Source organism: Sphingobacterium sp. UBA6320, from assembly GCF_002440335.1.
Taxonomy (GTDB): Bacteria; Bacteroidota; Bacteroidia; order Sphingobacteriales; family Sphingobacteriaceae; genus Sphingobacterium.
On sequence record NZ_DJTA01000014.1, the window covers coordinates 176,428 to 203,088 of the forward strand.

Sequence of the window (26,661 nt, forward strand, 5' to 3'; positions counted from 1 at the left end):
CTAATTCAAACAAATAGATGATAAGAAATTGATTTTAGATGCAATATCTTTCTGCATGTACATTAAATTCAGAAACGAGTTTGAAATTATCTTTTCTTCACTTTCCGTTAATCCTGGTAATGAGTATACCCTTGCATGCTCTTCAATCTGAGCGTCTACTCTTTTTTTACGCTCGATTAGTCCTTGAGTAATGAAGTCACTTCCTAAGTGATCTTTCAATTGGTAAGTTAAAGTATTTTTCATGATTTTTTAAAATATAAAATATGTATAAAGTAAATAAAGTAGCCAAAAAAGATATATTGTCTACCTTTTGTGTAATGCAAATATATGTGCTTTTATTTATAAACAAAAGAAAAATATAAATAAAAGTGCTTATAGTTATATTTTGTAGCTTTATCATTTACAAAATCTTGTTGTAAACGTTCCTGTCGCTCGTTTTCGGTGTATTGCCTAATCTCCTTGGTAATTTTATAGCACTTAAGAATTCTAAAAAACATAATTATGTTGTATGCACTAATATTAGCACAACTGACTGCCAAACATTCAGGGGTGTCGAAGGCGGTACTGGGACTTTTAGCTAAGAAATTAGCAGAAAAGGTAACAGAAGAAAGCCAAATCGAGGGAGCTATTTCAGACTTTGAAGCTAACTCACCAATGACCATCAAGGAATATGCAGATTTTGTACAAGCAGAGGGGGATAAGCGAGTTACTGATGCGCTAAAAAAGAAAGATGAGCCAACTCCTCCAACTCCGCCAAAAACAAAGGATGATGACGCCACAGATGTAAGTTCCCTTGTTGCAAAGGCTGTTGCAGATGCTTTAAAACCATTTCAGGAAATGGCGAGCACTCTACAGAACAGCAATCGTTTAAATGCTTTAAAAGCGCAATTAAAAGAAAAAGGTGTTGATGAGAGCTGGGCTGAGGATGTTGTATTTGGATCTGATTATGATCTAGATCAAACAGTTGCAAAAATGGAAACAAAATGGAATAATACAATCCAAGCAGGTATTAACAAACAGGTTGCGGATGGTAAAATTCAAATGGGAAATACAGCTACTGAAGAACAAGGTATTCAAGCGATCAAAGAATATGGCGCTAGTAAAGGCTTTACTAAGGAGGCTGGGTATAACATTCAAGAAGTTTAAAAATGGGATTAAAAATCACAGAACGTAGAGATACACCTCAAATCCTTATCGAAGTCTCATATTTTGAAGATTTCCCTGGGGGCGGTACTTTGAATACTACAGGTCTAAAACAAGGCGATGTTATTCAAAGAGGTGTATTAGGGAACATTAATGAGGCAACTAGGTTGTTTTCAGTTCTCAAAACTTTTGTAGTTGCAGAAAATGCAGCAAACAACGCGGTTAATATTAAGGTTAAAAAAGTAATTAACGAGCAACCAAACTTAGCTGTGATCGGTGATATCGTATCTTTTTCAGTTGGTGGAACTGCGTATGCTATTACAGCTATTGATACAAGTAATTCTGACTATGATACTATCACTATTGGCACTACTCTGGGTGTAGCTTTGCCAGCTGGATCTGTATTGTTTGAATCATCTGCTTCTGGAGCCACGGCAGGTGCATTAAAAGTGGATGTAAATGGATGGCTTCGTGAAGATGCTGATGTAGACCAGAACGAATTTGTTTCTGTCGGTCGCAGAGGAACACTTTACGAAAGACGCTTACCATTTGCAGTTCCACAGGCTGTAAAGGACAAGCTGCAAGGTTTGATCGTGTTTTCACAACAACGCTAAGAAAGGGGAAAATTAAAAAATGGCACAAACAATTATAAAAGAGTTGTCGAGCGAAAAAAAGCTCCAGACTTATATTGACGAAACAAAGGCGCGGTTTGCCCCTATTTTCTGGCCGACATTGAGTAGAACTGAGAAGACGGATAATCTCCGTTGGGATGTGCTCATTGGTGAAAGAAAATCAGGCGTAGCAGGTAATGTAACGGCCTTTGATGTATCGGCTCCATTGCACGCACGTGATGCATTTCGTGAAAAGGGAGGTAAAATACCATCTATTCGCGGTAAAAGAGTGATGAAAGAATCAGATTTCCGTAGATACATCAGTTTGAGAAAGCAAGGTAAGGCATCATCTGAGCTTTTGGATTTGGTGTATGACGACATTGCATTTTGCTCTATCGCTCCGCACAAGCGTATCGACTGGATGGAGGCTAAATTACTTTCTAATGCTGGTAAGGTAAGTTTTACAAATGCCGATAATGTAGGCGCTGTAACACAATTCGATGTTGACTTTAACGTTCCTAGTGCCAACAAACATGGTGTAAGTGTAGTATGGTCAGACACTGAAAATAGTGATCCTTTAAAGGATTTAAAAGATACCATCATTAAGCCTTTGGCAGATAAAGGTATAACTGGAGGAATTATTCGATTGCATCCCTCAAAGATCTATCAATTGCTTGAGTCTAAAAAGGTGTTATCAAAATTTGGTCTATTGACAAAAGGTCAAACTGACGGTATTGATTTTGATATCTCGAAATTGAATGCTTACATGGCAGCAAACAATTTCCCTACCATTCGTGCATTTAATGCATCTATCGGTATCGAGATTGACGGCAAAGCAGTCTATTCAAACCCTTGGAACATAGATAATATCACATGGACACCGGAAGGGCAATTGTTTACAGTTTACGATGCCGGAAGTGTTGAAGATGAGGTTAAAGTTGATGGGCTGATTTACACAAACTACATGGGTAATTTGGTTAAAAAATGGTCCGAACCTGATCCAGCACGTGAGTTTACAGCTTACGAATTCAATGCGTTTCCTGCTTTAGAGGTAGCTGATGAAGTGATCACAGTAAATACAAATAAAGTAGGTTCATTCGAGTAATCATGACAAAAAAAGAAGCCTTTCTACAAGTCGTTCAGGTTGGTTCGGTAGACGACCAAGCAGCAGAAATGTTTTTACTTTCTGCAGGTCTGACCGATGATGATCAATTCGTCGGAGATTTAAACGAATTAGAGCTCGCAGCAATTCCATTGTTACAAAGCTTATTGTCTGTTAGTTCTCAAAGCGAAGGTGCTGCATCATGGAGTACTAACCGTGACGGCATTAAAGATAGGCTTCTTTTTTTAGCTCGTAAGCATGGTTTGGATGATGTTGTTTCTGCATTATTAAAACAGCCACAAATTAAGAAATTCGATTGGGGGCTATGATTAGGAAAAGAGTACATACGCTAAAGTATACAGAGATAGTTGAAACTAATCCTTACCAAGATGAAAATGGTGATTGGATTGAGGGAGAAACTATTGAAAAAGTCATTGAATTAAATTGTCGTGCTGATGTTAATAGTGGAGGACGGACAATCAAAAACAATGACAATAAAGACTATGTTTTCAGCTTTGCTTTATTCCTGGACAGAATTCCCGATAGCTTAAAAAGGGGTACCAAAATTGAAGTTTTTAATAAAAATAAACGTGTTGTAGTGGGAGAAGTTATTCTTCCTTTTGATTATCAAGCTCACCATCAATTATGGGTTTAACACCTCGATTTACTAGGGCAGACGTACGAAATGCAGTTGAAAAAAGGAGAATCTTATTTCGCAAAGCTGTTTTAAAGAGATTGGAATTAGTGGGATGGGAATTTGTTAAAATGGCTCGTGAAAAAACCGCATCATCTGGTGGTTTCAATGATGTGACGGGAAATCTTAGAAGTTCGATTGGTTTTGCTGTAGTTGATCATGGTACCGTTAAAAAAGAAAATTACGAAGTATCAACAGGAGGGCAGAAAAAAGCAGAAGGAATACAAGAAGCTAAGGATTTCATCAGAACACTGAAGGGGAATTTTGATGATGGATTTGCCTTGATTGTTGTAGCTGGAATGGGTTATGCTGCTGCGGTTGAGAGTAAGGGAAAGGATGTTATTACAGGCTCAAGCCTAGAAGCTGAGAGTATTTTAAAATCAGCAATTGACAAACTTAAAGAAAAAATGAATCGATGATTACAACTATTGAAGCGGTAAATATCCTTTACGGTTTTGTTAATACATCTGTCTTAATGCGTGATGTTAAAAAGCCAAATGGCCGTTTATGTAAATTCCAGCGGATAGAAAATTCAAGCAAAGAAGATATTGTAATCAATACCTTAGGCTTAAATCGTGATCCGGTTCAGAAGGGTGTTTTACTGATTAACATATATGTGCCAAACCTTGATCCAACCAAAATACCTGATTTAGGTACTGATAGAAGTCAGCCAGATAATGCCAGGATACTTTATTTATCCAGATTGGTTCAATCTGTTTTCAATGAAGATGGAAGCGAAGAATCTGAGATTTGGGTTAATGGCGATACGAGTTTTGAAATTACTACTGATGATGTATTTGAAGACAACAACAATCAGCATTACATAAGTTTTAGAATTAATTTTTTCACAATAAAATAGAATAAAATGGCTAGAAAAAATAACGTTTTAGGTTTAAAAGCCGTTAAAATGGGGCCTATTGGGGCAGATGGTGCCATGGGTGCTGTCTTAACCGAAATCTTAGGAGCTACCGTTAAGGGATCAGCATCTTTAGTTTTAAATGAAGGAACAAGCGAAGAAGTTGAGATTGAAGAGGAGGATGTAGCGTATGACGAGCTTGAGACTGTAGCACCAAAATGGGCCTTTCAATGTGAATCTTATAATTTATCGGCAAAAGCACTTAGTGAGCTTGGAGTTGGTGAACTTGAAGAGGGTGTTGGAGGTGAGCCTGATAGTATTGGAATTGACGTTCCTATTCCTATGGAGCTATCTGTTCAGCTAGAAACTAAGAATGGTGCTAAATTGGATATTGCTCGAATGAAATTGAAAGTAAGACCTCAATTTGATTTAATGAAAGCCCAATTTGGAAAAGTGATCATTACCGGCACTCCATTGAAGCCGACCAAAGCAGGCGTTAAAACCATTAAAAAAACTGATGCACCAGTTTAAAAAAGTAGACTAAACCGCTACTTTGTCTATCTTGAAGTAGCGGTTTTTTATAATGATATCATGCAGGATAAAGAAATAAAAAAGAAGGCAATTGAAACACTTATCGACACTTCGGAAAGTATTGATATACCTATTATGCCACGAAATTTCATTCATAAGATTTTCCAGAAAGTAGGATTACGCAAGAAAGTTTTAACCTACAACCTTAGAAAAATGAGAGTAGGCAATCGGGATAGGATATCAAAACATTTATTTGATTTTCCTGATGAAATAATGGATGGTACTCCAATGTTAAAAAAAGTATTTCAGCTTACTAATGATCATCATCAAGGTATGATTTATTGCGTTGCTGTAGCATTACAAAACGACCGTCACGAACCTAAAAATGAATTACTGGATGCCTTAAACTGGATTGATGAAGAATTATTTCATTACATATTGGATAAATCTTTGAGCTCCATTGACTTTGAAAATTTTTTAAAATCTATCGTGTTACTGACAGGCGCATCAGCTTTGATGAAAGCGGAGAACCAGTAAACGAGCCTGAAAAAAGTAAGGGAGTTAATAGCCCTTGGGGTAGAATCTTAAACTACCGAAAATACTTTAGAGAAAACCGTGATTATGTTCTTTGGGAGCTATCATGGGATAATTATTATATGGAAATGATCACTATTCCTGATGCTTCAGGGAATGGAGATGAGAATAAGGAAGCTGAAACTAAAGACGAAGAAGAAGATTTCTTAAATAAGATTTTGTAATGGCAGAAGTAAATAGACTTGAGTGGGACGCCTATATTCGTGATTCGGAGCTGATGCAATCCTTAAATAGGATTGAGCGCAGAATTATACAAACTGCTGATACCGCTGCTAGAAGAGGCGGTGATCTTGAAGGGATGTTTAAAAAGGCCGCTCAAGCTGCTACTACTTTTTTATCGTTAAATGCTGCTCAAGGATTCGTTCAGAAACTTATTCAAATACGGTCCGAATTTCAACAATTAGACATCGCTTTTACAACGATGTTAAAAAGTAAGGAAAGAGCTGATCAACTTACTAAAGATCTTGTCGAGTTTGCTGCAACAACACCTTTCGGAATGAAAGAGACAGCGAACGCGGCGAAACAGTTATTAGCTTATGGATCTTCCGCTGAAAGTGTTAAGGATGAATTACGCATGCTTGGTGATGTTGCTGCCGGAACATCTCAACCCATCGGAGATTTGGTATATCTATATGGAACGCTAAGAACTCAAGGTCGTGCATATTTGATGGATATTCGTCAATTTGCTGGACGTGGTATTCCAATTTACAAAGAGCTAGCGAAAGTAATGACTGAGATCGGCGGAGGAGCTAAGGTTTCAGAGTCTCAGATCAACGATTTAGCTAGTGCTGGCAAAATAGGTTTTGCAGAGGTACAGAAAGCTTTTCAGAATATGACCGCAGCAGGATCTATGTTTGGTGGTTTAATGGAGGCGCAGTCTCATACAATTCAAGGCCAATTGGAGCGATTGGGTGACGGGATTGATCAAATGTTTAATAAGCTAGGTGAAAAATCTGAAGGAACAATTGCATTAATTATAGATGGGGCGTCTAGTGTAGTAGAGAACTACGAAACTGTACTAGGGGTAATCTCAGCTTTAATCGTGACATATGGAGCATACAGGGCAGCTTTAGTTCTCACTGTTGCCATGCAGAATATTACCGCAGCAAGTGCGGTAGGAATGACAGCTGCTGAAATGTTGCATTATGGGGCAATCGTGGCAAAAACATCAGCAATGAGGATATTGAATGCTGTTATGTTAGCATCTCCTGTCGTTGCTTTTACCGCACTTATTTCTGCTTCTGCTGCGGTAATTTATAGTTTTACACAAGTTACTGATGCAGCCACATTATCTCAATCAAAATTAAATGAAGCTCACGAAGCAGGTGCAAAAAAGGCTGATACAGAAAAAAGAAGTTTAGAGCAGTTAATCACTGTGATTAAAAGTCACACTGCGTCAGTAGAACAGAAAAAAGCAGCTTACGATAAATTACAATCTCAAACAGGCGGAATATTACTTTCATTCTCTCAAGAAGATATTGCTGTAGGAAAAGCTACAAAAACTATTGATCAATATATTATAAAAATTCAACAAGCAGTTTCAGCACGAAAAGCTTTTGATGAGTTTAATGAAATGGCTGGTCAGCTTGATGAATTAAATAGAAAAGGAGCTGATGGTGTAGGTATTTGGACAAAGCTCGGAAGAAGTATAAAAAATACATTTATACCTACCTCTCAAGGTGTTGGGTTTAAAGAATGGGGGCAAGCTCTTTTTAGTAGCGGAAAGATGGGTGAGCTGATTGTTAATCAGGAAAAAGAAGCTCTTAATAAATCAATGGACGTCCTCAAGAAGGAATACAATGATAAATGGGAAGAGATAATTACCGGTAAATCATCTTCAAATATTGGACAAGAAACTGTTATTGATAGGTTGGCCGAGCCGTTAAAAAATTTTAGCTCTATTCTATCGTCAGCTAAAAGCAAGGCTGATCTAGATGGATTAAAAAAAGCTTTGACTGAAAAGATGGAGGCTTTAGCTCCAGGGGATAAAGAAATTGCAAAATATAAATCTAAGCTTGAGCAATTAGCTGCAATAGAAAAACAGTATTCAATTGGCGGTAAAGGTAATTCAAGTGCAGAAAACAGTGCCTATCAACAAGCGGAGCGATACAATTCTTTAAAATTAGATATCGATAAAGCAAATGAGTCTTATTTGCGATCGCAGTTGTCTAGAGATCAACAGGAGGTTGAATCAGTAAGGGATAAATATAGGGCATTGCGTGAAGAAATTAGGAAATTTAATGCCGATCCTAGAAATAAAACAAAGATTGATGGTTCCTCAATTAATGCTACAGAAGCAAATGAAATAAAAGAGACTAATACCAAAATTGATACTAAATATATAGTTGATAATCTGAATCAGCAAAAGGCTTTATACGATCAATTCGAAGCCTATAAATTACAGGTAGGTGAAGAAAAAGCTAAGGAAAGATTTGCTAATGAATTGGATTTGTCAAAGACTTATTTACAATTGATCGAGGAACAAATGTCAAAGGCACTTGAAATTGATCCTACAGCAATGACCGCTGCTCAAAAAGAGGCATTAGCATCTCTTACAAAACTACAGCAGGATGAAGAATCTAGATTAAAAAGTGTGGAGCAAGCAAAATATGCTGAAGCCTATAACGCCGCCAAAACTCATACCCAAAGGCTTGAAGATATTGAAAAAGAATATCAACAAAATATCAAAGCATTGGGTAATAAAGCAAGTGCGGAGGAATTAGCTAATCTCAAAAAGCTTCGTGATGAAAAGATCAAAGGTGAAAATGAAGAGTTTTTCCTAAAATCTGATCTTTATAAAAAAGCGGCTAAGGAAGCTTTGATCCGTACACGTCAGGAAATAAAAGAACAGATAAAAGCTGTAGAAGAGCTTTTAAAAACTGATCTAGCACCTAATATAAAAGATAGGTTACAAAAGGAACTGGAAGGTTTAAAGATCAATCTAAGTATTGGGTCTGTAAAAACAAATATTGCCAACCTTGAGAAACAGAGACAGGATATATCCAATGCCTTATCTGGATACAATACATTAAATGGTATTACTGAAATCACAGATCAAGCGCTAGATGCACATCCTGAACTTAAAAAACTTTATGATCAGCTTCATGAAATTACTGATCAAATAAATAAGCTTAAGAAGGAAACTAATGATGGATCTGGTGGAGGATTTCTTGGGTTCCTTAAAAAATTAGAAGGAAACAAAGCCCTTCAAGAAGTTAGTGATTGGGGAAATGTAGCGGCTCAATCATTTAGTGAAATGTCCCAAGCCTTAGGAGGATCAGAAACACAGGCTGGATATCTCTTAGGTACAATCGGAGAATTGGCTGGCGCTGCAGCGGATGTCGCAGGTGCAATCGCATCCGGTGATCCCAAAGCGATTGTCAAATCTGTTGTAGGTGCTGTGGGTTCCATAATCTCTATCAGTAGAAGGACCAAAGAAATGAATCGTCAAGCTCGCGAGGAGAACAAAAAGTTCTATGACGAGGCAATGAAAGGTGAGCGAGATTATCAGGCTTTATTACGTCAGCGTGAGCGTGAAAGTGCATCACGTGGTAAAAACTCATACAACGCTATTATAGCACAGTTAGAGGCTATCAAAAAGCAATCTCCTGAGTTGCAAAAAGCATATGACAAAGTTTTTTCTTCACTCCAAGGGCAAGATTTTATAGATGGCAAAGGCTATCAGCACGGCACATGGTTTCGTAAGGCTAAGACCTGGGATGTCATGGCCAGTCTTGGAGGATCTGACTATAATGAACTTGAAAAGCTTTATTCACAAGGAAAATTAAAGGATAAAGCAAAGGAAGATTTCGAGGCTTTAAAAGCTTTAAAAGAAGAATTGGAAGAAGCTGGTCTTAGTGTTGATGATTTACAAAAAAGCCTTAACGAGCTTTTAACCGGAACTTCTGTTTCGGGGCTTGCTTCTGGTTTAGCTGATCTCTTTGCTAATGGAAAGCGTTCTGCTCAGGACTTTGGAGATAGTTTCGAGAGCATCATGCAAAATGCAATCAAATCTAGTTTTCAGGCTAAGTTCATGGAAGATGCTATGCAGCCATTTTATGAAGAGCTGGCTGTAATGATGGAGGGAGGAAATCTTACAGGTGATCAGATCCAAAAGTTAAAGGATAAATATATCAATCTCGGTGAAGAGTACGCCAAGAAGTGGGAAGATATCGAGAAAGTTACCGGTGTTGATTTGTCCAACAAGGACAAAGGTTCTACAGGATCTTTAAAAAATGATATTCAAGCTGTGACCGAATCAACTGCTGGGCGATTAGAAGCCGAGTTCGGAGGATTTAGAATCGCACAGCTTCAAACACTTGCTGAAGTTCGGTCTCATGGTCTTACCCTTAGCAAACAGCTTGAGATTGCAAATAGCAATTTGGTTATACTGAACGCTATTCAGGTGAATACCTACCGAACAGCAGGTAATACGGATAGGTTGGAAAATATTGAAAATGCATTGGTGAGTATAAACAATAAGGTATCAAGTTCTGATGCCGCAAGAAGGGGGGCTGGTCTTTAAAATGAGTACATATAGGTTTAACGGGTTAGATCCTGAATTATTATACTCTTTAACAATAATAAAGGGTATCGACAGCGAATTGATGACTATTCCAGAACTCAAAGACAATGGTCTTTCTATCGACTGGGCAGATGAGAACGGAACTGAAAGGTATCATGGCACACGTAGATTTAAATCCAAAACATACAGTGTTAGCGGGGTCATCATCACAAGTTCACCTTCTGATCTTCAGACAAAATTTAATGCTCTAGCTACTTTCTTTATGACAACTGGGGAATTCAATTTTGATGATATCAACAAGGCTCGTAGATGGAAGGTTTTCTATAATAAAGTGACTTCAGTAGAAAAGATCAATAACCGATCTCTACGTATCACATTTGAATTAATTGACGATTATCCGGTAGACATTTTTACAATATAAGCATGTACCATATCAACAGGGGAAATACAGTAGTTTGGAGCGGTAAGGCTCAAGGAAAGCAGTCGAAGGTGATTATGCAGGAGGATCGCGTGGAAATTACGATCAAAACTCCTATTCCTATTATTTTCAAAAAAGGTGATACAATAAAAGTATATGGGGAAACCTATAAGCTTAACCGTCCAGAAAATATTGGAAAAACAAATAATGAAATTGGCTACACCTTTACCATAGAGTTTGAAGCACTCTATTATGACCTCGGTAAATGGATTCTTAATACGCTTGATAAAAACAACAATTTAACGGAACCCGATGTGCATATCATGGGTGAGGCTAGTGTGATACTTGGGTTGCTGGTACAGAATGCGAATCGAACGAGCAGCGGTTGGACATTAGGACAGGTAGACCGTACAGAGACCATCCAGTGGGCATATAATGGTGCAAAATTGCTCACCGTACTACAGGATGTTGCCGATCAAACTAACCTCGAATTTTGGTGTGTCGGAAAACAGATTAATCTGACCAGAAAGCAGATTCAAACTGGAATAACTTTTCAGTACGGAAAAGGCAAGGGGCTGTATGAGCTACGTCGCGATCGTAAAGATAAGCCGGTTGTAACTCATATGAAAGTTCAGGGCGGTACTCAGAATTTGCCTAATGGATATGGATTTCGTCAGATACAGCCAACGGGGGGTAATCCGATGGTCAACCCTAATTACACAGCAGGCAGTGAAGTTGTAGAAGATGTAATGACCTTTGAAAACGTGTATCCACGTTTAGAGGCTAAGGTTACATCCGTACAGGCTAATAATATGATCCGCTCCACCGATATTGATTTTAATCTGAACGATCATCTACTGGCAGACGGTACAAGTGCCCAGATTGCATTTACTAGCGGTCTACTGAATAGCTTTAAGTTCACGATATCCGAAGATGGTTTTGACAATGCGACCAAGCAGGTGAAGTTCAATCCGATCACGGATGAAAATGCTTATCCGGATGGTGTGCCTAATGCTATGCTAAAACCTGCAGTCGGGGATAGCTTTGTATTCCTCAACATCAATATGCCTCAGAGCTATGTCACAGCAGCTGAAAACCGTGTCAAAGAACTGGGTGATCAATATTTTGCAGAAGAGGGAACAGAGCAATACACATGGTCGGGCAAGATCACGCCAAAGTTTATAATGGAGAACAACATCGAGTTGACCCTTGGCGGAATCGTTAACTTAAATGCGAGTGACATTGGTTTTTCAGGACCAATTCGAATAGCTTCATATACGCGTGATTTAGAGGAGGAATATTTGTATGATTTTACCTTATCAAATGTCGTAACAATAAACTATCTCGTTCGGTTAAGAAACCAGTCTGACAGACTTGCTAATGCGGTGACCAAAGGACTTTCATCAGATGGTTTGAGCAATAAATCCACCTACGCTGAAAGTGCGGGCTTTGCGACATTAGCAGGTCACGCCAATACGGCAACTAATGCGGCAACAGCCAACTTTGCTAGCCAGGCACAGAACGCTGTCAATGCTGACCGTGCTATTTTGGCCAACCGATCTAATTTCTCTGACCAAGCCGACCATGCAGCATTGTCCGACCGCGCTATCAATGCTGATCATGCAGATAAAGCAACCCTAGCAGACCGCGCTACATTGGCAAATTATGCCTTAGATGCTGATCATGCAAAAGAATCGGATCATGCTAAATTAGCTGACCGTGCGAAAGTTGCCGATTATGCGTACGATTCTGATAAATGGGACGGCAAGCAGTTTGCTGACTACATTGATCAACCTGTACGTACCAATGACAATGTACGCCACCAATCTATATCAACCCCTGCCTTTATTTCAGGAGCCACAGGCTCGGGATGGAAGCTTTTTGCAGATGGAAGCGCAGAGGTTGATAGTTTGACTGTGCGAAAATCTTTGAACGTTGTGCAACTCAATATACGGGAAATAACAGGCACAGGTGGAAGCTTCGCGGTAACCAATGTAGCAAAGATTTATGTTGTTCACGAGAGAGAAGACCACTATAGCTGCTATATTAATACCGATGACAATACACTCTTTGTTCCTTTCAATGCAGGCGATATTGTTAGGTGCCAAGTTTGGGATGGTAAAGGAATAAAATATTATGTAGGCCGCATTCGTGCAGTATCTCAAAGTATTTTTGACATAGAAAAACCACTTTTAGCAGGCTCTGGAGTTCCTTCAGCAGGCGACAACGTTTTTCAATTCGGGTCATCTGTTGCTGGTCGTCAGGGATTGATATACATGACCAACTCCGATAGTGGCGCGCCTTACCTGGATGTTTTGGATGGTATAGATTCGCCTAGCTTGGAGGGCAAGACAAAGGTTCGATTAGGAAAACTCAATGGAATAACGGACAGTGTTTTTGGGGCCTTATCGGGTTATGGGCTGTACGCTCAGAATGCTTATTTACGTGGTAATTTTTATGTCACTGGTGGCAACGCGGAAACGAAAGACGGGGCGCAGGAAAAAGCTAATAACGCACAGAGTAACGCTGTTGTTGTAGCTGGTCAGGATGCTACGGCAAAAGCTAATGCGGCCAAAGACTTTGCAGCTGCACAGGACAATCTTGCAAAGGTCGAAACCAAGGCATATGCCGATGGTATCGTTGATGCTGAGGAGGCGCGGGCAATAGCAGATGCGCAGGCAAAACTTTCAGAAGCAAAAAACCATGCCGATGCACAGGCGGCACAGTCACAGGCGAATGCTATAGCCTCCGCAAGTCAGGATGCTAGTAACAAAGCTAATGCGGCAAAAAACGAAGCAATTTCCTCAGCCAATCAATTTGCTCAAAATGCTGTTGATGCCGTCAAGATCGGCGGTCGAAATTTGCTGTTGATTTCCAATGTTTTGACAGGAAGTGTAAGAAGTGGAGCGAATGGTCAGATAATAGATTATAACCATTATGCCACTGTTGCAGATATCATTTCTGTAGATAAAAATTCAGATTATATTTTTTTTATAAAATCAAAAACAAACATAAGTTATGGACTAGGTATCGGGCTGTGGCTAGATGGTGAATATCTGGGATTTGAAAATTACACCAATTATATCGGTGGAACAGGTTTAATAAATACGGGCAATGCAAATGGCATAACTTTAAATTTTTATAAAAACCCAGAAGATAGTTCAATAATTACAGATTTCTTTAAAACAGATGCATTAATAAAAGTTGAAAAAGGCAACAAAGCCACTGATTGGACACCTGCTCCAGAGGATATTACAAATTCGATTGATATCCTCAGGACAGAAACAGCACAGTCTTTTGTCGTAATGGACGGAAAGATCGAGGGCAAGGTCAATAAAACAGATTTCAATGTTTTGGGACAAACGGTCAGCCAGCAGGGGAGTTTAATTTCGCAAAACGCTTCTTCGATAGAATTACGCGCAACAAAACAGGAATTTTCAGATCTCAACAATACTGTTAGCGGTCTTTGGGGGCGAGTCAGCAACGCAGAAACTGCAATTCAGCAGAACAGCAGTGCTATATCTCTTCGTGCGGTTAAAAGTGATGTTGATACACAAGTTAATGTCGTTAATGACCGTATAGATAATACGGTAACGCGTTTAAGCGTTGCTGAATTAAAAATTACTCCTGAGGCGATTCAACAAACCGTAAAATCTCAAACAGAAAGTATTGTTAGCGCTGCTGTTCCAGCTACAAGAAAACAAGTTAGTACTCTTGGCTTAGATGAAAACACATATTATCCACTCATTATCAGCTTATCATCCAATGATCGCTACAAGATAATGATAGATCGGATGTTGGATGTTTCATATGGAAAACCAATTTATTCCTTTCATCCTGCAGGATTTTCGGCACATGTAGAGTGGACCACAATAGGATCTGGATGGGGCGCAAGACAAGATGATAGAGAAATATTAATAGCACAACAAAGATATGCTGAAGCTACATTTGGTTCTATAGGTCAAGTTACCGAACTAAGTCAAGAATTTATTTATCTAAGGGGAGGTTCAATATGGGATATTTCAGTTTTTGGATCAAATTCAGTTGAAATAAACATATATCGAAATGGTTATCATTGGGAAGCAGGATCTTATTCAGGCGATGTGCCGCTTTTAACTTTCGTAAATGAAGTTAAATCTATTACATCGCGAATTTTAAATTCAGAAACATCAATTTCACAAACTAAAGATGAAATTTCTTTACGGGCTACAAAGACAGAAGTTATAACTCAAGTGAGCCAGGTTGCAGCCACTGCAAGTCAGGATGCAACAGCTAAACTTAATGAAGCCAAAATACATGCAGATGCTCAGGCATCGCAGGCACAAGCCAATGCCATTTCTGCATCAAATGTGGCAATCAGTACAGCATTGAATGCATTGAGTATTGGTGGTCGGAATTATTATTCTAATTACTTCACGAGTCTCACACCTTATTTGGTGATTAATTTAGTGAAAAATGCAGTTTCAAATGGATTTATGGTCACTGGTGAACAGACCAGAACAGGTAATGTTCGTCTTGTTGGTGTGATCAATGCTAATGGTCAATGGACAGTATCGGGCTATGTCAGAGGTACCCAGTCTGAAGAAGTCACCTTCAATATTGATATCTGTGATCAAGGGCTTAAAGGATTTTCAGCTCCAGCGAGCAATGAATGGACGTATTTTGAACACACCGTAGAAGTGACTAATTATACGAAAGAAGATTATCACTATGTCGATTTTGGCCAGTTTTCATGGCACTATTTCCAATTCAAGAATATTCAAGTCGAAAAAGGCAACAAAGCCACTGATTGGAAGTTAGCACCTGAGGACTTGCAACAGCAGATTGTTGAGACTGACAACGCTCGCAAAGCTTATGTCGATAGTCAAGATCAGTTAAAAGAGACTCAAACTAAAGCGTACGCAGACGGTAAAGTCGATGCTGCTGAACAACGGTCGATCAATGATGCAACCGCCAAAGCCAATGCCGCCAAAGGTTATGCCGACGCTCAAGATGCGCTATTGAAGGCTCAAACCGATGCTTATGCAGATGGCAAAGTCACGGCGGAGGAATCCGCTCGAATTGCACAATCTCAAGCTAACTTACAGGCGGCAAAGGATTACGCAGCGGCTCAAGATGCTTTGTCGAAAATTGAAGCCAAAGCGTATGCTGATGGCGTAGTAGATGCGGAGGAAGCTAGAGCTATTGCCGATGCAGCCGCAAAAGCAAATATTGCTCAGGCAAATGCCATAAATGCTGCAAGTCAGGATGCAACAATAAAGTCTAATAATGCTATTTCAGCTTCAAACACATATACGGACAATCAGATTATCATATCAAATAATGCTATTTCCCTCAAAGCGGATAAAACAATTGTAGATAATATAAGTAATCGTCTTTCAAGTGCTGAATTAAAAATTACTCCTGAGGCAATTAATTCTATCGTATCTGGGCAAATTGATACTAGCATAAATAATGGTATTACTATAAAGGATACTAGATATAACAATAATCCTCCTAGTTGGTATTATGCAAACTATGGGCATAAAACAGTTCGAGAATTCAAAGATAGAAATATAATTGGGCTGCCATATGCTGGAGAAGATTATGTGCAGTTAGTCACTAATGTTCCATGGGGAGATGCGAGTGGAGGAAGTGTAGTGCAAGAGGCTAGTCAAGCAGGAAATACCTATACTAGATCCGGCAAAACAGATAGTTGGAGTGCATGGATTGAAAAAGAAACTATTGCCGGTGCGCAAAGTAAAGCAAATGGAGCATACAATGACGCTGTCGCTTATGCCAATTCACAGATTACCCAAACAAAAGATGAAATCAATCTTTCTATTACTAGTAAGATTGATAATATAACATTAGGAGGAAGAAATTATTATTCAAATAGCAATAATAGAACAACTCTTTCTCCATATCTAGTAAATGGTGTAGCTAAAAATACAGGAAGTAGTCCAAATGGATTTATCGTAACAGGATCTTCTAACTCAGGAAGCAACTTGCGAATCACAGATATCATCTCTTCAAATGGAGAGTGGACTGTTTCAGGATATATTCGAGGAGATCAAGGTCAAGAGATTAGTTGTGAAATCGATATTTGTGATGTAGGTCTAATAAAAATTTATAGCAATAATATTAATGAATGGAAATTTTTTGAACACACTGTTAATGTTACAAATTACAGCACTATATATAATTTCGTTGATTTTAGTAATTTTTCATGGCATTATTTCTTTTTTAAAGATATTAAGGTTGAAAAAGGAAACAAAGCAACAGATTGGACACCAGCACCCGAAGATGTTCAAGGTGAAATAGATGTTGTTACAACTCGCATTGCTGTTGCTGAATTAAAATTACAAGATGACTCGATAAGGGCAGTCGTAAGACAGCAGACTGAAAATATTGTTAATGATACAGTGCTAGCTAATTTATGGTCTAGTGGTAAACCTCTTAATCCAGACCCTACCTTTAAAGATGGTATGAACGGGTTAGATATTTACAACAACGAAGGTACAGGTGCTGCCAACTGGGGAAGACTTCCTGTGTCAAGTTTTTATGAAACATTTCCTACCACGTCGGGATATGGACTTTACTATGCTCAAAATGGCGACAGACCCACTTCACCGGGATGGGGTGGTTTTCATTGTAATACAGTATCTCGTGCAAAAGCAAAATTTTTAGTGAGAATGATTCTAGCTTTCGAAGAAGGAAGAAATATTAATTTTCATTCTAATTCATTTGGAGATGAGGGTAAACAACGTTGGCTTACACCTACAGCGGGCAAGGGCGTCAATAATTTTATTGAATATATAAGTTATGTTGAATGTGGAAATACAGGCTCATTTGGCAATACCAATCTTTTTGCCTTTGCTGGAGGTAACTCAGTAAGTGTTCGCATAGCTTTTGTGGGTGTTTACGACATTACGGATGCTGTTAATAATTATACAACAAAACAAGAAATAGCATCGTCTTTCGAAATAACGTCCGGAGGAATATCTATTGCAGGAAAATCATTAAGTCTTGCAGGAAAAGTAACTTTTTCATCCTTAGATGCAAATGCCCAACAGTACATATCCGATATCGACACTTTAGCTTATACAGCTAATGGATACGCGTCGAACGCTCAGAGTGTGGCCAATATTGCTAGTGGAGCAGCGAATAATGCTTTAGTAAGCGCTGAAGGGGCAAAAAATACAGCCGATACAGCATTTTTAACAGCAAACAACGCAAAAAATACAGCCGACTCGGCAAATGCAACTGCTTCGTCAGCTAATATAATGTCTGATAACGCCAATATTGCAGCTCAGAATGCAACCATTACTGCTAACAGTGCGCTATCCTCTACATCTGAAACTGCGCTTGTTTTGACAACTCTTCAGGCGGCACTCAAGGGTATGGCATTCCAAGATAAAGTTGACATTTCTAAACTTGATACAACTATTATAGATGGTGGATATGTGAAAACTACTTTATTGAATGTCAGCGAAATCTTTGCACAAAACATTACAGCTACAGGAACTATTACTGCAACAAATTTAAATGTAACAGGAAATAGTAAAGTTGGCGGGTTCGACATTCAAGGAAATAAACTTAGTAGCGCAGCTCCTGACACATCTCTTATTTTTTCAGCCTTATTAGGCGGATCACATGTCGAGATCAATAGCTCAATTAGTTCACCCTTAATATCAATTCGAACAGATCAGGCGCAAAGGAGAGGCATGAGCATTCAAACATATGCATCAGAAGCAATAGGACTTGATATTATTGCCAATGCAGGGGGTAGGTTCGCGATCACTTCTCACGGAGGACACCAATTTCATCAAAGGTCAGGTGAATTTTGGAATGCTCCAGGTGTCTTATTAGCGATTACCATTAATCAATACAATGGAGTCACTGATGTGTGGAATGTTTCTTCTATTACTGCCAACTATAGTTCAGCAGGAAGTACATCTGCTAATAGAAAACACGTCATAACTCACAATTTAGGTCATACTGATTATATCGTTCATTATACAATAGCTTCACCAACCTTAGGTATATACATGAACAACCCCAATATTGCTACGATAAAATTGATAGACAAAAGCGCTAACTCGTTTGAGATTTTAGTTGTAGGCTCCAGAAGCGGAACATCATCGTCAAATGAAGTTTACACTATTCCAGATGTGGTGCAATTTTTAATGATTGGAAGAAATAGGCAACTATAACTGATATAGTTATATGAAAACAAATAATAAAGTATTGAGCCTCAAGGAGGTTTCGTACACAGATTTAGAAGGTAATAATGTAAAAATAAACTTTGACACCAAAGAATTTGCTAACGCACTTTTTGTGAATGCTCAATCAATAGATATGGATGATTTTGCTCGCAAAATTCACAAAGAAGGAAAAGCAGAGATTAATGATATCGTCGAGTCTGAACTTTTACAGATTTTGCCACAGCTTTATAAATATCGAGTGGTACAAGCAATTAAGGAAATAATTAACAAATAGAAAAATGGCATCAAGCACAATCACAAGAGAGGTAGTTTCTACCGTTACCCAGGAAACAAGTAAAGCAGTTTTTAACGGGTGGAATTTGAATTTCAATATTCAAATGAATGGTTTATTAATAAAGTCTGTAAACGTATATGGGAGTAAGGATGCAGTCGGAATAAATGTAACTGCAAGTTTATCTGAAAATGGGGCCATTAACGTTGGTTTCTCAACTCCAGATGCATATGATGCGGGGCTTGCAAATGCTTTGGCAATTGAGCTAAAAACCATAAAAAGCAGCGAGTTGGAGTAACAAGATTGCCCCTTCGGGGGCAACAACAAAAACTGAACATGAAAACAGGACAAAGAGGTTTAGACCTTATAAAAAGCTTCGAGGGGTGGTTTAGTAAACCATACCTCGATCCAATAGGGATCCCTACAATAGGGTATGGGTTCACTTATTATCTTCCCAGTCGAAAGAAAGTGACAATGTTAGATAATCAGATCACTATGCCTCAAGGGGAATTGATGCTAAAGGATATCTTGACTAACTACGAAAATGATGTAAAGCGACTTGTAAAAAAGCCTCTCAATCAAAATCAATTTGATGCACTGGTATCGTTTACCTACAATCTTGGAGCGACTAACGTAGGTAAATCAACCCTATTGAAAAAAGTTAATGTTAATCCCAATGATCCGACTATTAAGGACGAGTTTATGAAGTGGGACAAAGCAGGAGGAAAGGTGTTTTCTGGATTAGTACGCAGGAGAAAGGCAGAGGCAGATTTATATTTTACAAAATAGCACGCGGTTATATGGCAGAGAATACGGACTTTATTGACAGAAAAATAGATGGTATGGGAAAGTTTACGCGATGGATAAAGGAAAATCCATTGGCATTCCTATGCTCAGTGTTGACAGTGCTTTTATTTGTTTTCATATACCTGTATGTGCAAGCAAAGAATGAAAACATCTCTTTAATGAGAGAAACCAGTGTCAAGGTGGAAAATGAACTTCGTAATCAATTGCCAAGTGCAGTTAAGAAGGAAGTAACAAAACAAACTGCGCCCATGAAAGAGCAAGTGGATACTACCACAAGTCAAATCAAACAAATAATCAGGGAGGTTATCAAATGAAAAGATTAGGGTTAATATTGATATTAATGATGACAGTCACATTGGTATCATCTAATAAGATTAAGCAGGAAAGACCAAAGGATCTGATCTATAGCCTGGATAATTTAAAGCAATCTGTAATGGAGCTTGATAGTATTTTAAAGCATGGTAAGCTTCAATAAGATCTTAGCATTGGTGGTCATAGTGATCACCTTTGCCTCATGTTCGATATTCAAAAAGTCAGAGAAACATAAGGTTAAAACTACTTTAGAGGTAGTTAGCCGTAAGGATAGCACATTGATCGAGCATGTAAAAAAAGACAGCTTGGAGCGCTCTATTAAAGTTGACAAAGGAGTTATTATCACCGAAACGGAAACTACCACCACAATAGAAAAAAAAGGTGGTGTTGTTAAAGGATCTGTTGGACTGGATAAACTAAAAACTGGCCTTGAAATCCTTATAACTGATTCTGCAGGTTTTAAAATATCGGTATTATTAGATACGCTCAGCAATCAGTTGACAGCAAAATCGGAATCTCCTGGAGAGACTACAACGACTAAAAGCAAATCCACAACAACCGAACTCAAGGATAGCAAGGAGGAAAAAGAGAAGTCTGGAAGTTCTGAGCAAAACAAGCAGGTTGCTATGTCTCAGGAACATCGACAAAAAGAAAATGTTAGAGTAGAAGATAAAAAGTCTGAACCAAAAGGATCTAGCTTTATTTGGTTTGCATTGGCTGGACTCATTTTTGTAATTGGTATTATTTGGTATTTAAGAAGGAAATAATTATATTAGTAATACTATAGATAGGTTATAATAAATGGCTAAACAGCTTTGGGCGCCCGCTCGAAGCTGTTTTATTTTATTCACGATGAATTTCTTTAATCGCTTCAATTACTGCATTCGATAGATCTTCCTTCATATTACCATATGCAAGATGAAATTCTCCGCCATCGTATTTTCTAAAGTAGTATAAAGCTGCGTTTTTTCCTTTAATGATATAGTTCACTAAGCCGTACTTTCTCTCAACGGTGTAAGGTATTAATACCTCTTTTTCATTTACTATAATTTTTAGCGCTAACATTAGTACGAAATTAGTAAAATATATCTAATTTTGATCTATGAAAACAGAAATTGAAAATCGTCGAGATAGAAAAATGCCCGACAGTACGATTGAGCATATCTATAATTCAGCTTTAACAGCGGCCAATTATCTCGGTATGGAATCAGGTTTACATATTCTAAATCAAGCCTTCGTCAACTTGAGTGACGTTAGGGATGAAAAGATCGAACAGCTTAAAAAAGAATTGGCTAAATAGCTTTTTGAATGTCAGGGTAATTGGTATCGGTCAATGTGGGATCAGTTACGCGGACGACCTGATGACTACCTAGTTCACCGTCGTAAGGCTTCATTAGTTTGATAATATCGTCTTTGCTAGTTGAGTGTAACCAGGCATCTTCGTCTTTCTCTGCAATGATTAGAGGCATACGCTTCTTTTCATTGTGTATTTCAGCGAGTAGGGGATTAGCCTCGGTGGTGATGATCGAGAAAGTTGGATAAGTTTCTCCAGTCTCATAGTCTTTGAAGTCGCTGAATACAATACCTAATGTGAAGATCTCTTTGCTAGGAGTATAGATGTAATAATTTTCGGTTTCTTTTTGTCCAGATACTTTGTGAGGCTCGTAAAAACCATTGACGTATAGTAGGCCCCGATTTTTCATGATGTAGTTCTTATATGAGGCTTTTTCGAAAATGGTACCAGAATCAGCATTTAGAGTGTTCGCATACTTTTTTGCATCTTCCTCGGTTTTCACCCAAAAAGGTATCAACTTCCAACGTGCGGAAACAATCTTATCCTGTTGGTTGTTTAATGTTACAGGAAGGAATGGACGTGCAAAACCTGATACATGGTAAATTTCTGATCCTTCAAAGGTGACTTCCTTACTTGGACGTGCTTTCTTTAAATAAGTTATATCGGGGGTAGAAACATGATAACACATAATTATTCGCCTTTAAATGAATTATGATAACAATTATTAGTGCAAAATGTTATGAATGAAGATAAAATAAATATGGAGACTCGTATCCTGGCATACGATAAGCATTTCGGGTTTGTTGAAAATCCCGATGGTTTCAACTTTGAATATAACCCACATCGATTGATCGTTAAGAATTATTCTCTGCGTACAGGTGATCGTAGTGTTTACGAATCGTATCTAAACTGCTTCTTTCCTCATCTTACTGAACTTGAACTAAAAACATTCGATGATGAAATTAAATACATCAGGCACTTTGATAATGAGGAATTGGCAAGGTGGTTAGCGAGCAATGATGTGAAGGTTGTGGAATCCGACATTAGCTCAACGGATCCTGACACAATATTTCTAATGATATATGTCCATCACTCGGAAGATCCAGATATGTACGTGATCGAGGATGAAGATTTTATATTAAACAGGATCCTGCCTCGAGATTTGATCAAAGGCCCAAATAAAACATGGGTAAATATTAAAATACCAAAGAGATAAATTATGGAATACGTTAAAGTTACACACGCAGTCCTTAAGGAGCTTAAGAAAGACCGCTACAATGTTCTAGTCACCGATTCTACAAATGACGATGAAGATCCAAAATTTGTTCCTGAATTTAAAGCTGATCTATGGGGATATCTGGAATCGCTTGACGGTGACCTTGCTTGTGCCGTTATAGATGATTTGCTTGAGCTTAATGAGGAAGAGTTGAAGGGTAGTGTTTTGTACTAGGGAAGGGGTAAATAAATCTACTAAATGAAGTACTTATATTTGTATTCAATCAAAAATTATAAATTATGATATACAATCACAATGGAAAATCCTATTTACTTGACTTAATACTAAGCCAAGCGCTTGAAGAAAATGGAGAAAAAGTAGTTTTAAACACTTTCTTAAGTTCAAATGGTGAAAGATTTTACATAAAGATTTCCGATCAAAGAGGCGAAGAATTTTATGATGACTTAGGCATTCTACTGGAACGTACTGACGCTTTGGAAAAAATGGAACTGAAAGAGTAGGCTATAAACCTACTCTTTAAATATATTCCTTTACGTACCAAGCTAGCAAAAAGGCATCCTCAGCGCTTTCAGTATAACCATCCTTTGCAGTTAGTGTTAACCTATTCCCCTTAATATCGACATCATAAGCGATGAAGATTCCTTTGACAACCATGCTGTCCTTAGAAGCTTCCATAATAGCCTTGCCTACTTCGGCGGTTGGTAATGTGATTTTCATTGATTTAAATTTAGTTATTTAAAATTTGGATTATTTACGGGTTACCGTACCAATGTACTTTTTAAATACTTCTACTTTTAAACTTAACTTCGTCACCCATTACCACGCCCATATCTTTTAAATAGTCCATCAGCTCAGCAAGTGTTTTGTGTCGTGTAATTTTTATAATATTGTGAAGCTTTTCACCATCCTGTACAAGATGTATACACCTGGTGTGCTTGAATGAATATAAGGTTTCTCCGTTATTTATTCCTAGAGCATTTTTTACTTTTAAATATCTCTTTCTAAAATAGCTTTCATAAACTGGAAGGGGTCCTGGTATCTCATTTAAAGTAAAAACATAATCTGTGCTACTGAACCGATCAAGATTCATATCAAGCAAAATATTCATCAGTTCATCATCAATTGGAATATATTGCGTTTTATTTTTCTTTGAATTATCTGATGGTACTTGAATAACACGTCGAAACAAATCTATATGACCAATTTTTAATAACCGCAGCTCCGCATCTGGGCGCATGCAACTATAGTAGATAAGTCTACAGAATTGATATAAATATGAATCGTTATTTTTTAAATAATCAAGAAGGTCTTTGAAAATAGCATTGTTAAATGGTAAGTTTCCCTTTTTTTGTACTCCTAGTCGTTTAATTTTCGCACATACATTGACATTTAAGTAGTTTTCTTTGTTATCAATGTAGAATTCTAAAAATGAATGTATGGCCTGTAAATACAAATTAAACGTTTTATTTGCCCAACCTCTATTGGCTTTATAAAGGGTAACAAAATCAAAAATGTTATCTTTTGTAATTTGATCAATCCTTTTATAATCGATTTCATTGTCTATTAGGAACGATTTGAAAAGATGAAGCCTATCTTCATATACACTATAGGAATTTTTTTTAAGCGTTGTTTTGGCAAATTCTAAGTATTCATCAATACATCTACACACATTGTATTTATTTGCGTTGGAGTTATTAGAATAGCTGTATTGTTCAAAAGGGTTAAAACCTGATTGAAGCAAATCTTGCATTGCAGACTTTACAACTAACAGTTGTTTTCTGCGTTCGACTTTCGAATGTATAGAATTGATTGTATTGAAAACTCTAAATCTTTTGTAAAGATTTCCATTTGGTTTTCTAAACTTTTCGGGGATTAAGTAGTGATATGAAACGTACCATTCTTTGTCCATGTCTCCCCCTGCGTCGTAAGAATTAATCAGCTTGTAAGTCGGCATAATTGTCCGTAATTTGTCGGGATGCTTTCCAACAAGCTGATTATCAGGGTTTTTTTTGTGGAGCCGGAGAGATTCGAACTCTCGTCCAGTCATGGTACTGTATACGCTTTCTACATGCTTAGCTTCTCTTTAATTGTCGGGCGAGGGAAGGTGAGTTGCTGACCTATACCGTACGCCGTATTTGCTGAGTCTTACAAGTGATTAGCAAAATCACACCTGCCAGTTCTATTGTTCGATGCCCCTGATGTTAAACCAAAGAACAGGATCTAACGGGACAAATAGCTATGTTAAGTCTAACTTAAGCAGCTAAGGCGTAGTTTTCTTCGCCAGTTGTAATTGTGAAAGTTCCGATTAAAGTGCTCTACTAACAACGCACTGCATGCTTACATAACCGTCTCCATCCTGTCAATTCCGGTCGACCCCAATTATGTAGGACACAAAAATACAAATATTATTCCAATAATGAAGTAATATACAAGGGTGGAATGCAATATATTTACTAACTTACATTTATTGATCTACAAACAATTGTTAATCAGAATTGTTATAAAGATGAAATATTCATTGAATCAAAAAATAAATCTACATGGCTAAAGAAATAAAACCCAAAAAATCGAAAAAGATCAGTAAAAATTTGTCAACGCCAGTTGCTAAAAAGAAACCTGCTGATGAAATTACCAAAGCTCATATAGTTGCGGAAAAATCGAAAAAGCCTCGAAAATTAAAGAAAGCGTCTAAAAAAGAGATTTCAAATGAGGATTCTAAGTTAATGAAGGCTTATAAAAAACTGAATAAGAAAGTGAAAGAAACGCTTTCAGATATACAGGAAAAATTGCCCTTTTTTCATGTAGATGAAACGATTCAACGGACTAGTTCAAATAAAGATAAAAAAGTAAAAGACAAGCCTAAAAATAAGAAATCAAAAGATGGTCAGCTTTCGGGAACTGCAGCTGATAATAAAATAGCTTCAAAAAGTGATGATTCTCTGAAAAATAAAAAGAAGAAAAAATCAGGAACAATACCTGCTGCATCTACTGATAAAAGTAATAAAATTAAATCCGTCTCTGAAAAAAAGGTGAATGCTGAAATTAAGCCTGCTGGTAAATTAAAAAAATCAAACAAGAAAAAGCAAGCCTCTGATAGTAAACCTGATTCTGCACAGGCTGCTGCTGAAGCTGCTGATAACCCACAACTTTTGCCAGGATCTACAACTGCGGAAGAGACTTCAGAACCTGTCTCGGTAAGTAAGCCTGCAACAACGGCATCAAAGCCTGCGGCTAAACCTGCTCCTGCGAAGGTAGCACCAAAGGCAGCTGAAGCTCCCAAACCCGTAGTGGCAAGTAAGCCTGCAGCTAAACCTGCTCCTGCGAAGGCAGCATCAAAGGCTGCTGAAGCTCCCAAACCCGTAGTGGCAAGTAAGCCTGCAGCTAAACCTGCTCCTGCGAAGGCAGCATCAAAGGCAGCTGAAGCTCCTAAACCCGTAGTGGCAAGTAAGCCTGCAACAACGGCATCAAAGCCTGCAGCTAAACCTGCTCCTGCTAAGGCAGCGCCAAAGGCAGCTGAAGCTCCTAAACCTGTTGCTGCAAGTAAGCCTGCAACAACGGCATCAAAGCCTGCGGCTAAAACTGCTCCTGCGAAGGCAGCGCCAAAGGCAGCTGAAGCTCCGAAACCTGTCACTGCAAGTAAGCCTGCAACAACGGCATCAAAGCCTGCAGCTAAACCTGCTCCTGCGAAGGCAGCGCCAAAGGCAGCTGAAGCTCCGAAACCTGTCACTGCAAGTAAGCCTATAACAACAGCATCAAAGCCTGCGGCTAAACCTTCTCCTGAGAAAGCAGCACCAAAGACCGCCGAAGCTCCGAAAACTGTTGTTCCATCAAAATTAACGACTGATTTAACAAAATCAGACGACACAAAAGGGGAAACAAAATCGACTACAGAATCGAAAGCAGCTCCAGCTCCTCATCCAAGTTTGGCTCAAGATAGTACTAAGAAAGTGGCAACTCCAGATAAGGATGCTGCTGCTAAAATAACGCAGACGGAAGAAAAAGATATCAATTCAAAATAGCATCTGCTTTTACGAATACAATAAAAAAAAGGAATGTTTT

27 protein-coding genes and 1 other RNA gene are annotated in these 26,661 nt (G+C 38.2%); 22 read left to right on the top strand and 6 right to left on the bottom strand.

The features are described from left to right. Positions 1–243 (bottom strand): hypothetical protein, encoded by a 243-nt coding sequence (locus tag B3P23_RS09120; RefSeq protein WP_293925453.1) that lies wholly within the window; start codon positions 241–243, stop codon positions 1–3. Between the two features lie 258 nt (positions 244–501). Here B3P23_RS09120 and B3P23_RS09125 point away from each other — a divergent pair, with 258 nt between their 5' ends. The 17 genes from B3P23_RS09125 to B3P23_RS09205 all read left to right on the top strand — a co-directional run bounded on the left by B3P23_RS09125 (position 502) and on the right by B3P23_RS09205 (position 20,838). Next, positions 502–1,146: a hypothetical protein gene (locus B3P23_RS09125; RefSeq protein WP_293925454.1), complete on the top strand. Its 645-nt coding sequence runs from the start codon at positions 502–504 to the stop codon at positions 1,144–1,146. A gap of 2 nt (positions 1,147–1,148) precedes the next feature. After that, positions 1,149–1,757: a hypothetical protein gene (locus B3P23_RS09130; protein WP_293925455.1), complete on the top strand. Its 609-nt coding sequence runs from the start codon at positions 1,149–1,151 to the stop codon at positions 1,755–1,757. A 19-nt stretch (positions 1,758–1,776) separates the two neighbouring features. After that, positions 1,777–2,859: a major capsid protein gene (locus tag B3P23_RS09135; protein ID WP_293925456.1), complete on the top strand. Its 1,083-nt coding sequence runs from the start codon at positions 1,777–1,779 to the stop codon at positions 2,857–2,859. A 2-nt stretch (positions 2,860–2,861) separates the two neighbouring features. Then, positions 2,862–3,185, top strand: coding sequence for a DUF6706 family protein (locus B3P23_RS09140; protein WP_293925457.1), 324 nt, complete (start codon positions 2,862–2,864; stop codon positions 3,183–3,185). Continuing rightward, the gene (locus tag B3P23_RS09145; RefSeq protein ID WP_293925458.1) at positions 3,182–3,511 is read left to right on the top strand and encodes a hypothetical protein; all 330 of its coding nucleotides are present in this window, start codon (positions 3,182–3,184) and stop codon (positions 3,509–3,511) included. The genes B3P23_RS09140 and B3P23_RS09145 overlap by 4 nt, the downstream gene beginning before the upstream one ends. Next, entirely contained in the window at positions 3,502–3,969 is a 468-nt protein-coding gene (locus B3P23_RS09150) for a hypothetical protein (RefSeq protein ID WP_293925459.1), read from the top strand. The genes B3P23_RS09145 and B3P23_RS09150 overlap by 10 nt, the downstream gene beginning before the upstream one ends. Next, a complete protein-coding gene (locus B3P23_RS09155; RefSeq protein WP_293925460.1) occupies positions 3,966–4,409 on the top strand; it encodes a hypothetical protein in 444 nt (147 codons plus the stop codon). Before B3P23_RS09150 ends, B3P23_RS09155 begins: the two co-directional genes overlap by 4 nt. 6 nt (positions 4,410–4,415) lie before the next feature. Then, positions 4,416–4,937 (top strand): hypothetical protein, encoded by a 522-nt coding sequence (locus B3P23_RS09160; protein ID WP_293925461.1) that lies wholly within the window; start codon positions 4,416–4,418, stop codon positions 4,935–4,937. A gap of 60 nt (positions 4,938–4,997) precedes the next feature. Continuing rightward, a complete protein-coding gene (locus B3P23_RS09165; protein ID WP_293925462.1) occupies positions 4,998–5,474 on the top strand; it encodes a hypothetical protein in 477 nt (158 codons plus the stop codon). A 220-nt stretch (positions 5,475–5,694) separates the two neighbouring features. After that, positions 5,695–10,056 carry a tape measure protein gene (locus B3P23_RS09170; RefSeq protein WP_293925463.1) on the top strand — a complete coding sequence of 1,454 codons (4,362 nt, stop codon included), beginning with the start codon at positions 5,695–5,697 and terminating at the stop codon, positions 10,054–10,056. 1 nt (position 10,057) lies between these two features. Next, positions 10,058–10,477 (top strand): hypothetical protein, encoded by a 420-nt coding sequence (locus B3P23_RS09175; protein ID WP_293925464.1) that lies wholly within the window; start codon positions 10,058–10,060, stop codon positions 10,475–10,477. Between the two features lie 2 nt (positions 10,478–10,479). After that, positions 10,480–18,669, top strand: a complete 8,190-nt coding sequence (locus B3P23_RS09180) for a hypothetical protein (protein ID WP_293925465.1) — start codon at positions 10,480–10,482, stop codon at positions 18,667–18,669. Positions 18,670–18,682: 13 nt separating this feature from the next. Next, positions 18,683–18,955: a hypothetical protein gene (locus tag B3P23_RS09185; protein ID WP_293925466.1), complete on the top strand. Its 273-nt coding sequence runs from the start codon at positions 18,683–18,685 to the stop codon at positions 18,953–18,955. Between the two features lie 4 nt (positions 18,956–18,959). Beyond that, positions 18,960–19,250 carry a hypothetical protein gene (locus tag B3P23_RS09190; RefSeq protein WP_281047461.1) on the top strand — a complete coding sequence of 97 codons (291 nt, stop codon included), beginning with the start codon at positions 18,960–18,962 and terminating at the stop codon, positions 19,248–19,250. A 38-nt stretch (positions 19,251–19,288) separates the two neighbouring features. Continuing rightward, a complete protein-coding gene (locus B3P23_RS09195) occupies positions 19,289–19,741 on the top strand; it encodes a lysozyme (RefSeq protein ID WP_293925467.1) in 453 nt (150 codons plus the stop codon). Positions 19,742–19,752: 11 nt separating this feature from the next. Continuing rightward, positions 19,753–20,073, top strand: a complete 321-nt coding sequence (locus B3P23_RS09200) for a hypothetical protein (protein ID WP_281047459.1) — start codon at positions 19,753–19,755, stop codon at positions 20,071–20,073. A 144-nt stretch (positions 20,074–20,217) separates the two neighbouring features. Continuing rightward, on the top strand, positions 20,218–20,838 hold the full coding sequence (locus B3P23_RS09205) for a hypothetical protein (protein WP_293925468.1): 621 nt from the start codon (positions 20,218–20,220) through the stop codon (positions 20,836–20,838). 76 nt (positions 20,839–20,914) lie between these two features. On the opposite strand, the gene B3P23_RS09210 is transcribed toward B3P23_RS09205, so the two are convergent. Next, positions 20,915–21,136 carry a hypothetical protein gene (locus B3P23_RS09210; protein ID WP_293925469.1) on the bottom strand — a complete coding sequence of 74 codons (222 nt, stop codon included), beginning with the start codon at positions 21,134–21,136 and terminating at the stop codon, positions 20,915–20,917. A gap of 37 nt (positions 21,137–21,173) precedes the next feature. Here B3P23_RS09210 and B3P23_RS09215 point away from each other — a divergent pair, with 37 nt between their 5' ends. Next, positions 21,174–21,371 (top strand): hypothetical protein, encoded by a 198-nt coding sequence (locus B3P23_RS09215; protein ID WP_293925470.1) that lies wholly within the window; start codon positions 21,174–21,176, stop codon positions 21,369–21,371. Here the strand turns inward: B3P23_RS09215 and B3P23_RS09220 are convergent. After that, entirely contained in the window at positions 21,364–22,053 is a 690-nt protein-coding gene (locus tag B3P23_RS09220) for an SOS response-associated peptidase (RefSeq protein ID WP_293925471.1), read from the bottom strand. The genes B3P23_RS09215 and B3P23_RS09220 overlap by 8 nt on opposite strands. Before the next feature lie 72 nt (positions 22,054–22,125). Between B3P23_RS09220 and B3P23_RS09225 the strand changes: the two genes are divergently transcribed. From B3P23_RS09225 to B3P23_RS09235, 3 genes are all read left to right on the top strand, one after another. Further along, entirely contained in the window at positions 22,126–22,581 is a 456-nt protein-coding gene (locus B3P23_RS09225; RefSeq protein ID WP_293925472.1) for a hypothetical protein, read from the top strand. A gap of 3 nt (positions 22,582–22,584) precedes the next feature. Further along, the gene (locus tag B3P23_RS09230) at positions 22,585–22,815 is read left to right on the top strand and encodes a hypothetical protein (RefSeq protein ID WP_293925473.1); all 231 of its coding nucleotides are present in this window, start codon (positions 22,585–22,587) and stop codon (positions 22,813–22,815) included. A gap of 65 nt (positions 22,816–22,880) precedes the next feature. Further along, positions 22,881–23,102 carry a hypothetical protein gene (locus B3P23_RS09235; RefSeq protein WP_293925474.1) on the top strand — a complete coding sequence of 74 codons (222 nt, stop codon included), beginning with the start codon at positions 22,881–22,883 and terminating at the stop codon, positions 23,100–23,102. A 16-nt stretch (positions 23,103–23,118) separates the two neighbouring features. Here B3P23_RS09235 and B3P23_RS09240 read toward each other — a convergent pair whose 3' ends face one another. The 3 genes from B3P23_RS09240 to ssrA form a co-directional block, all read right to left on the bottom strand. Beyond that, positions 23,119–23,319 (bottom strand): hypothetical protein, encoded by a 201-nt coding sequence (locus B3P23_RS09240; protein ID WP_293925475.1) that lies wholly within the window; start codon positions 23,317–23,319, stop codon positions 23,119–23,121. Positions 23,320–23,380: 61 nt separating this feature from the next. Beyond that, the gene (locus B3P23_RS09245) at positions 23,381–24,556 is read right to left on the bottom strand and encodes a tyrosine-type recombinase/integrase (RefSeq protein WP_293925476.1); all 1,176 of its coding nucleotides are present in this window, start codon (positions 24,554–24,556) and stop codon (positions 23,381–23,383) included. 55 nt (positions 24,557–24,611) lie between these two features. Continuing rightward, positions 24,612–24,979, bottom strand: a transfer-messenger RNA (tmRNA) gene (gene ssrA / locus B3P23_RS09250). 163 nt (positions 24,980–25,142) lie between these two features. Between ssrA and B3P23_RS09255 the strand changes: the two genes are divergently transcribed. Further along, the gene (locus tag B3P23_RS09255; protein ID WP_293925477.1) at positions 25,143–26,621 is read left to right on the top strand and encodes a hypothetical protein; all 1,479 of its coding nucleotides are present in this window, start codon (positions 25,143–25,145) and stop codon (positions 26,619–26,621) included. The last annotated feature ends 40 nt before the right edge of the window (positions 26,622–26,661 follow it).

Coding starts and splice junctions, on each gene's coding strand:
- B3P23_RS09120 (WP_293925453.1), bottom strand. CDS start 243: ATGAAAAATACTTTAACTTACCAATTGAAAGATCACTTAGGAAGTGAC.
- B3P23_RS09200 (WP_281047459.1), top strand. CDS start 19,753: ATGGCAGAGAATACGGACTTTATTGACAGAAAAATAGATGGTATGGGA.
- B3P23_RS09135 (WP_293925456.1), top strand. CDS start 1,777: ATGGCACAAACAATTATAAAAGAGTTGTCGAGCGAAAAAAAGCTCCAG.
- B3P23_RS09160 (WP_293925461.1), top strand. CDS start 4,416: ATGGCTAGAAAAAATAACGTTTTAGGTTTAAAAGCCGTTAAAATGGGG.
- B3P23_RS09145 (WP_293925458.1), top strand. CDS start 3,182: ATGATTAGGAAAAGAGTACATACGCTAAAGTATACAGAGATAGTTGAA.
- B3P23_RS09170 (WP_293925463.1), top strand. CDS start 5,695: ATGGCAGAAGTAAATAGACTTGAGTGGGACGCCTATATTCGTGATTCG.
- B3P23_RS09195 (WP_293925467.1), top strand. CDS start 19,289: ATGAAAACAGGACAAAGAGGTTTAGACCTTATAAAAAGCTTCGAGGGG.
- B3P23_RS09240 (WP_293925475.1), bottom strand. CDS start 23,319: ATGAAAATCACATTACCAACCGCCGAAGTAGGCAAGGCTATTATGGAA.
- B3P23_RS09215 (WP_293925470.1), top strand. CDS start 21,174: ATGAAAACAGAAATTGAAAATCGTCGAGATAGAAAAATGCCCGACAGT.
- B3P23_RS09185 (WP_293925466.1), top strand. CDS start 18,683: ATGAAAACAAATAATAAAGTATTGAGCCTCAAGGAGGTTTCGTACACA.
- B3P23_RS09150 (WP_293925459.1), top strand. CDS start 3,502: ATGGGTTTAACACCTCGATTTACTAGGGCAGACGTACGAAATGCAGTT.
- B3P23_RS09235 (WP_293925474.1), top strand. CDS start 22,881: ATGATATACAATCACAATGGAAAATCCTATTTACTTGACTTAATACTA.
- B3P23_RS09205 (WP_293925468.1), top strand. CDS start 20,218: ATGGTAAGCTTCAATAAGATCTTAGCATTGGTGGTCATAGTGATCACC.
- B3P23_RS09225 (WP_293925472.1), top strand. CDS start 22,126: ATGGAGACTCGTATCCTGGCATACGATAAGCATTTCGGGTTTGTTGAA.
- B3P23_RS09155 (WP_293925460.1), top strand. CDS start 3,966: ATGATTACAACTATTGAAGCGGTAAATATCCTTTACGGTTTTGTTAAT.
- B3P23_RS09180 (WP_293925465.1), top strand. CDS start 10,480: ATGTACCATATCAACAGGGGAAATACAGTAGTTTGGAGCGGTAAGGCT.
- B3P23_RS09130 (WP_293925455.1), top strand. CDS start 1,149: ATGGGATTAAAAATCACAGAACGTAGAGATACACCTCAAATCCTTATC.
- B3P23_RS09165 (WP_293925462.1), top strand. CDS start 4,998: ATGCAGGATAAAGAAATAAAAAAGAAGGCAATTGAAACACTTATCGAC.
- B3P23_RS09230 (WP_293925473.1), top strand. CDS start 22,585: ATGGAATACGTTAAAGTTACACACGCAGTCCTTAAGGAGCTTAAGAAA.
- B3P23_RS09245 (WP_293925476.1), bottom strand. CDS start 24,556: ATGCCGACTTACAAGCTGATTAATTCTTACGACGCAGGGGGAGACATG.
- B3P23_RS09175 (WP_293925464.1), top strand. CDS start 10,058: ATGAGTACATATAGGTTTAACGGGTTAGATCCTGAATTATTATACTCT.
- B3P23_RS09125 (WP_293925454.1), top strand. CDS start 502: ATGTTGTATGCACTAATATTAGCACAACTGACTGCCAAACATTCAGGG.
- B3P23_RS09140 (WP_293925457.1), top strand. CDS start 2,862: ATGACAAAAAAAGAAGCCTTTCTACAAGTCGTTCAGGTTGGTTCGGTA.
- B3P23_RS09220 (WP_293925471.1), bottom strand. CDS start 22,053: ATGTGTTATCATGTTTCTACCCCCGATATAACTTATTTAAAGAAAGCA.
- B3P23_RS09190 (WP_281047461.1), top strand. CDS start 18,960: ATGGCATCAAGCACAATCACAAGAGAGGTAGTTTCTACCGTTACCCAG.
- B3P23_RS09255 (WP_293925477.1), top strand. CDS start 25,143: ATGGCTAAAGAAATAAAACCCAAAAAATCGAAAAAGATCAGTAAAAAT.
- B3P23_RS09210 (WP_293925469.1), bottom strand. CDS start 21,136: ATGTTAGCGCTAAAAATTATAGTAAATGAAAAAGAGGTATTAATACCT.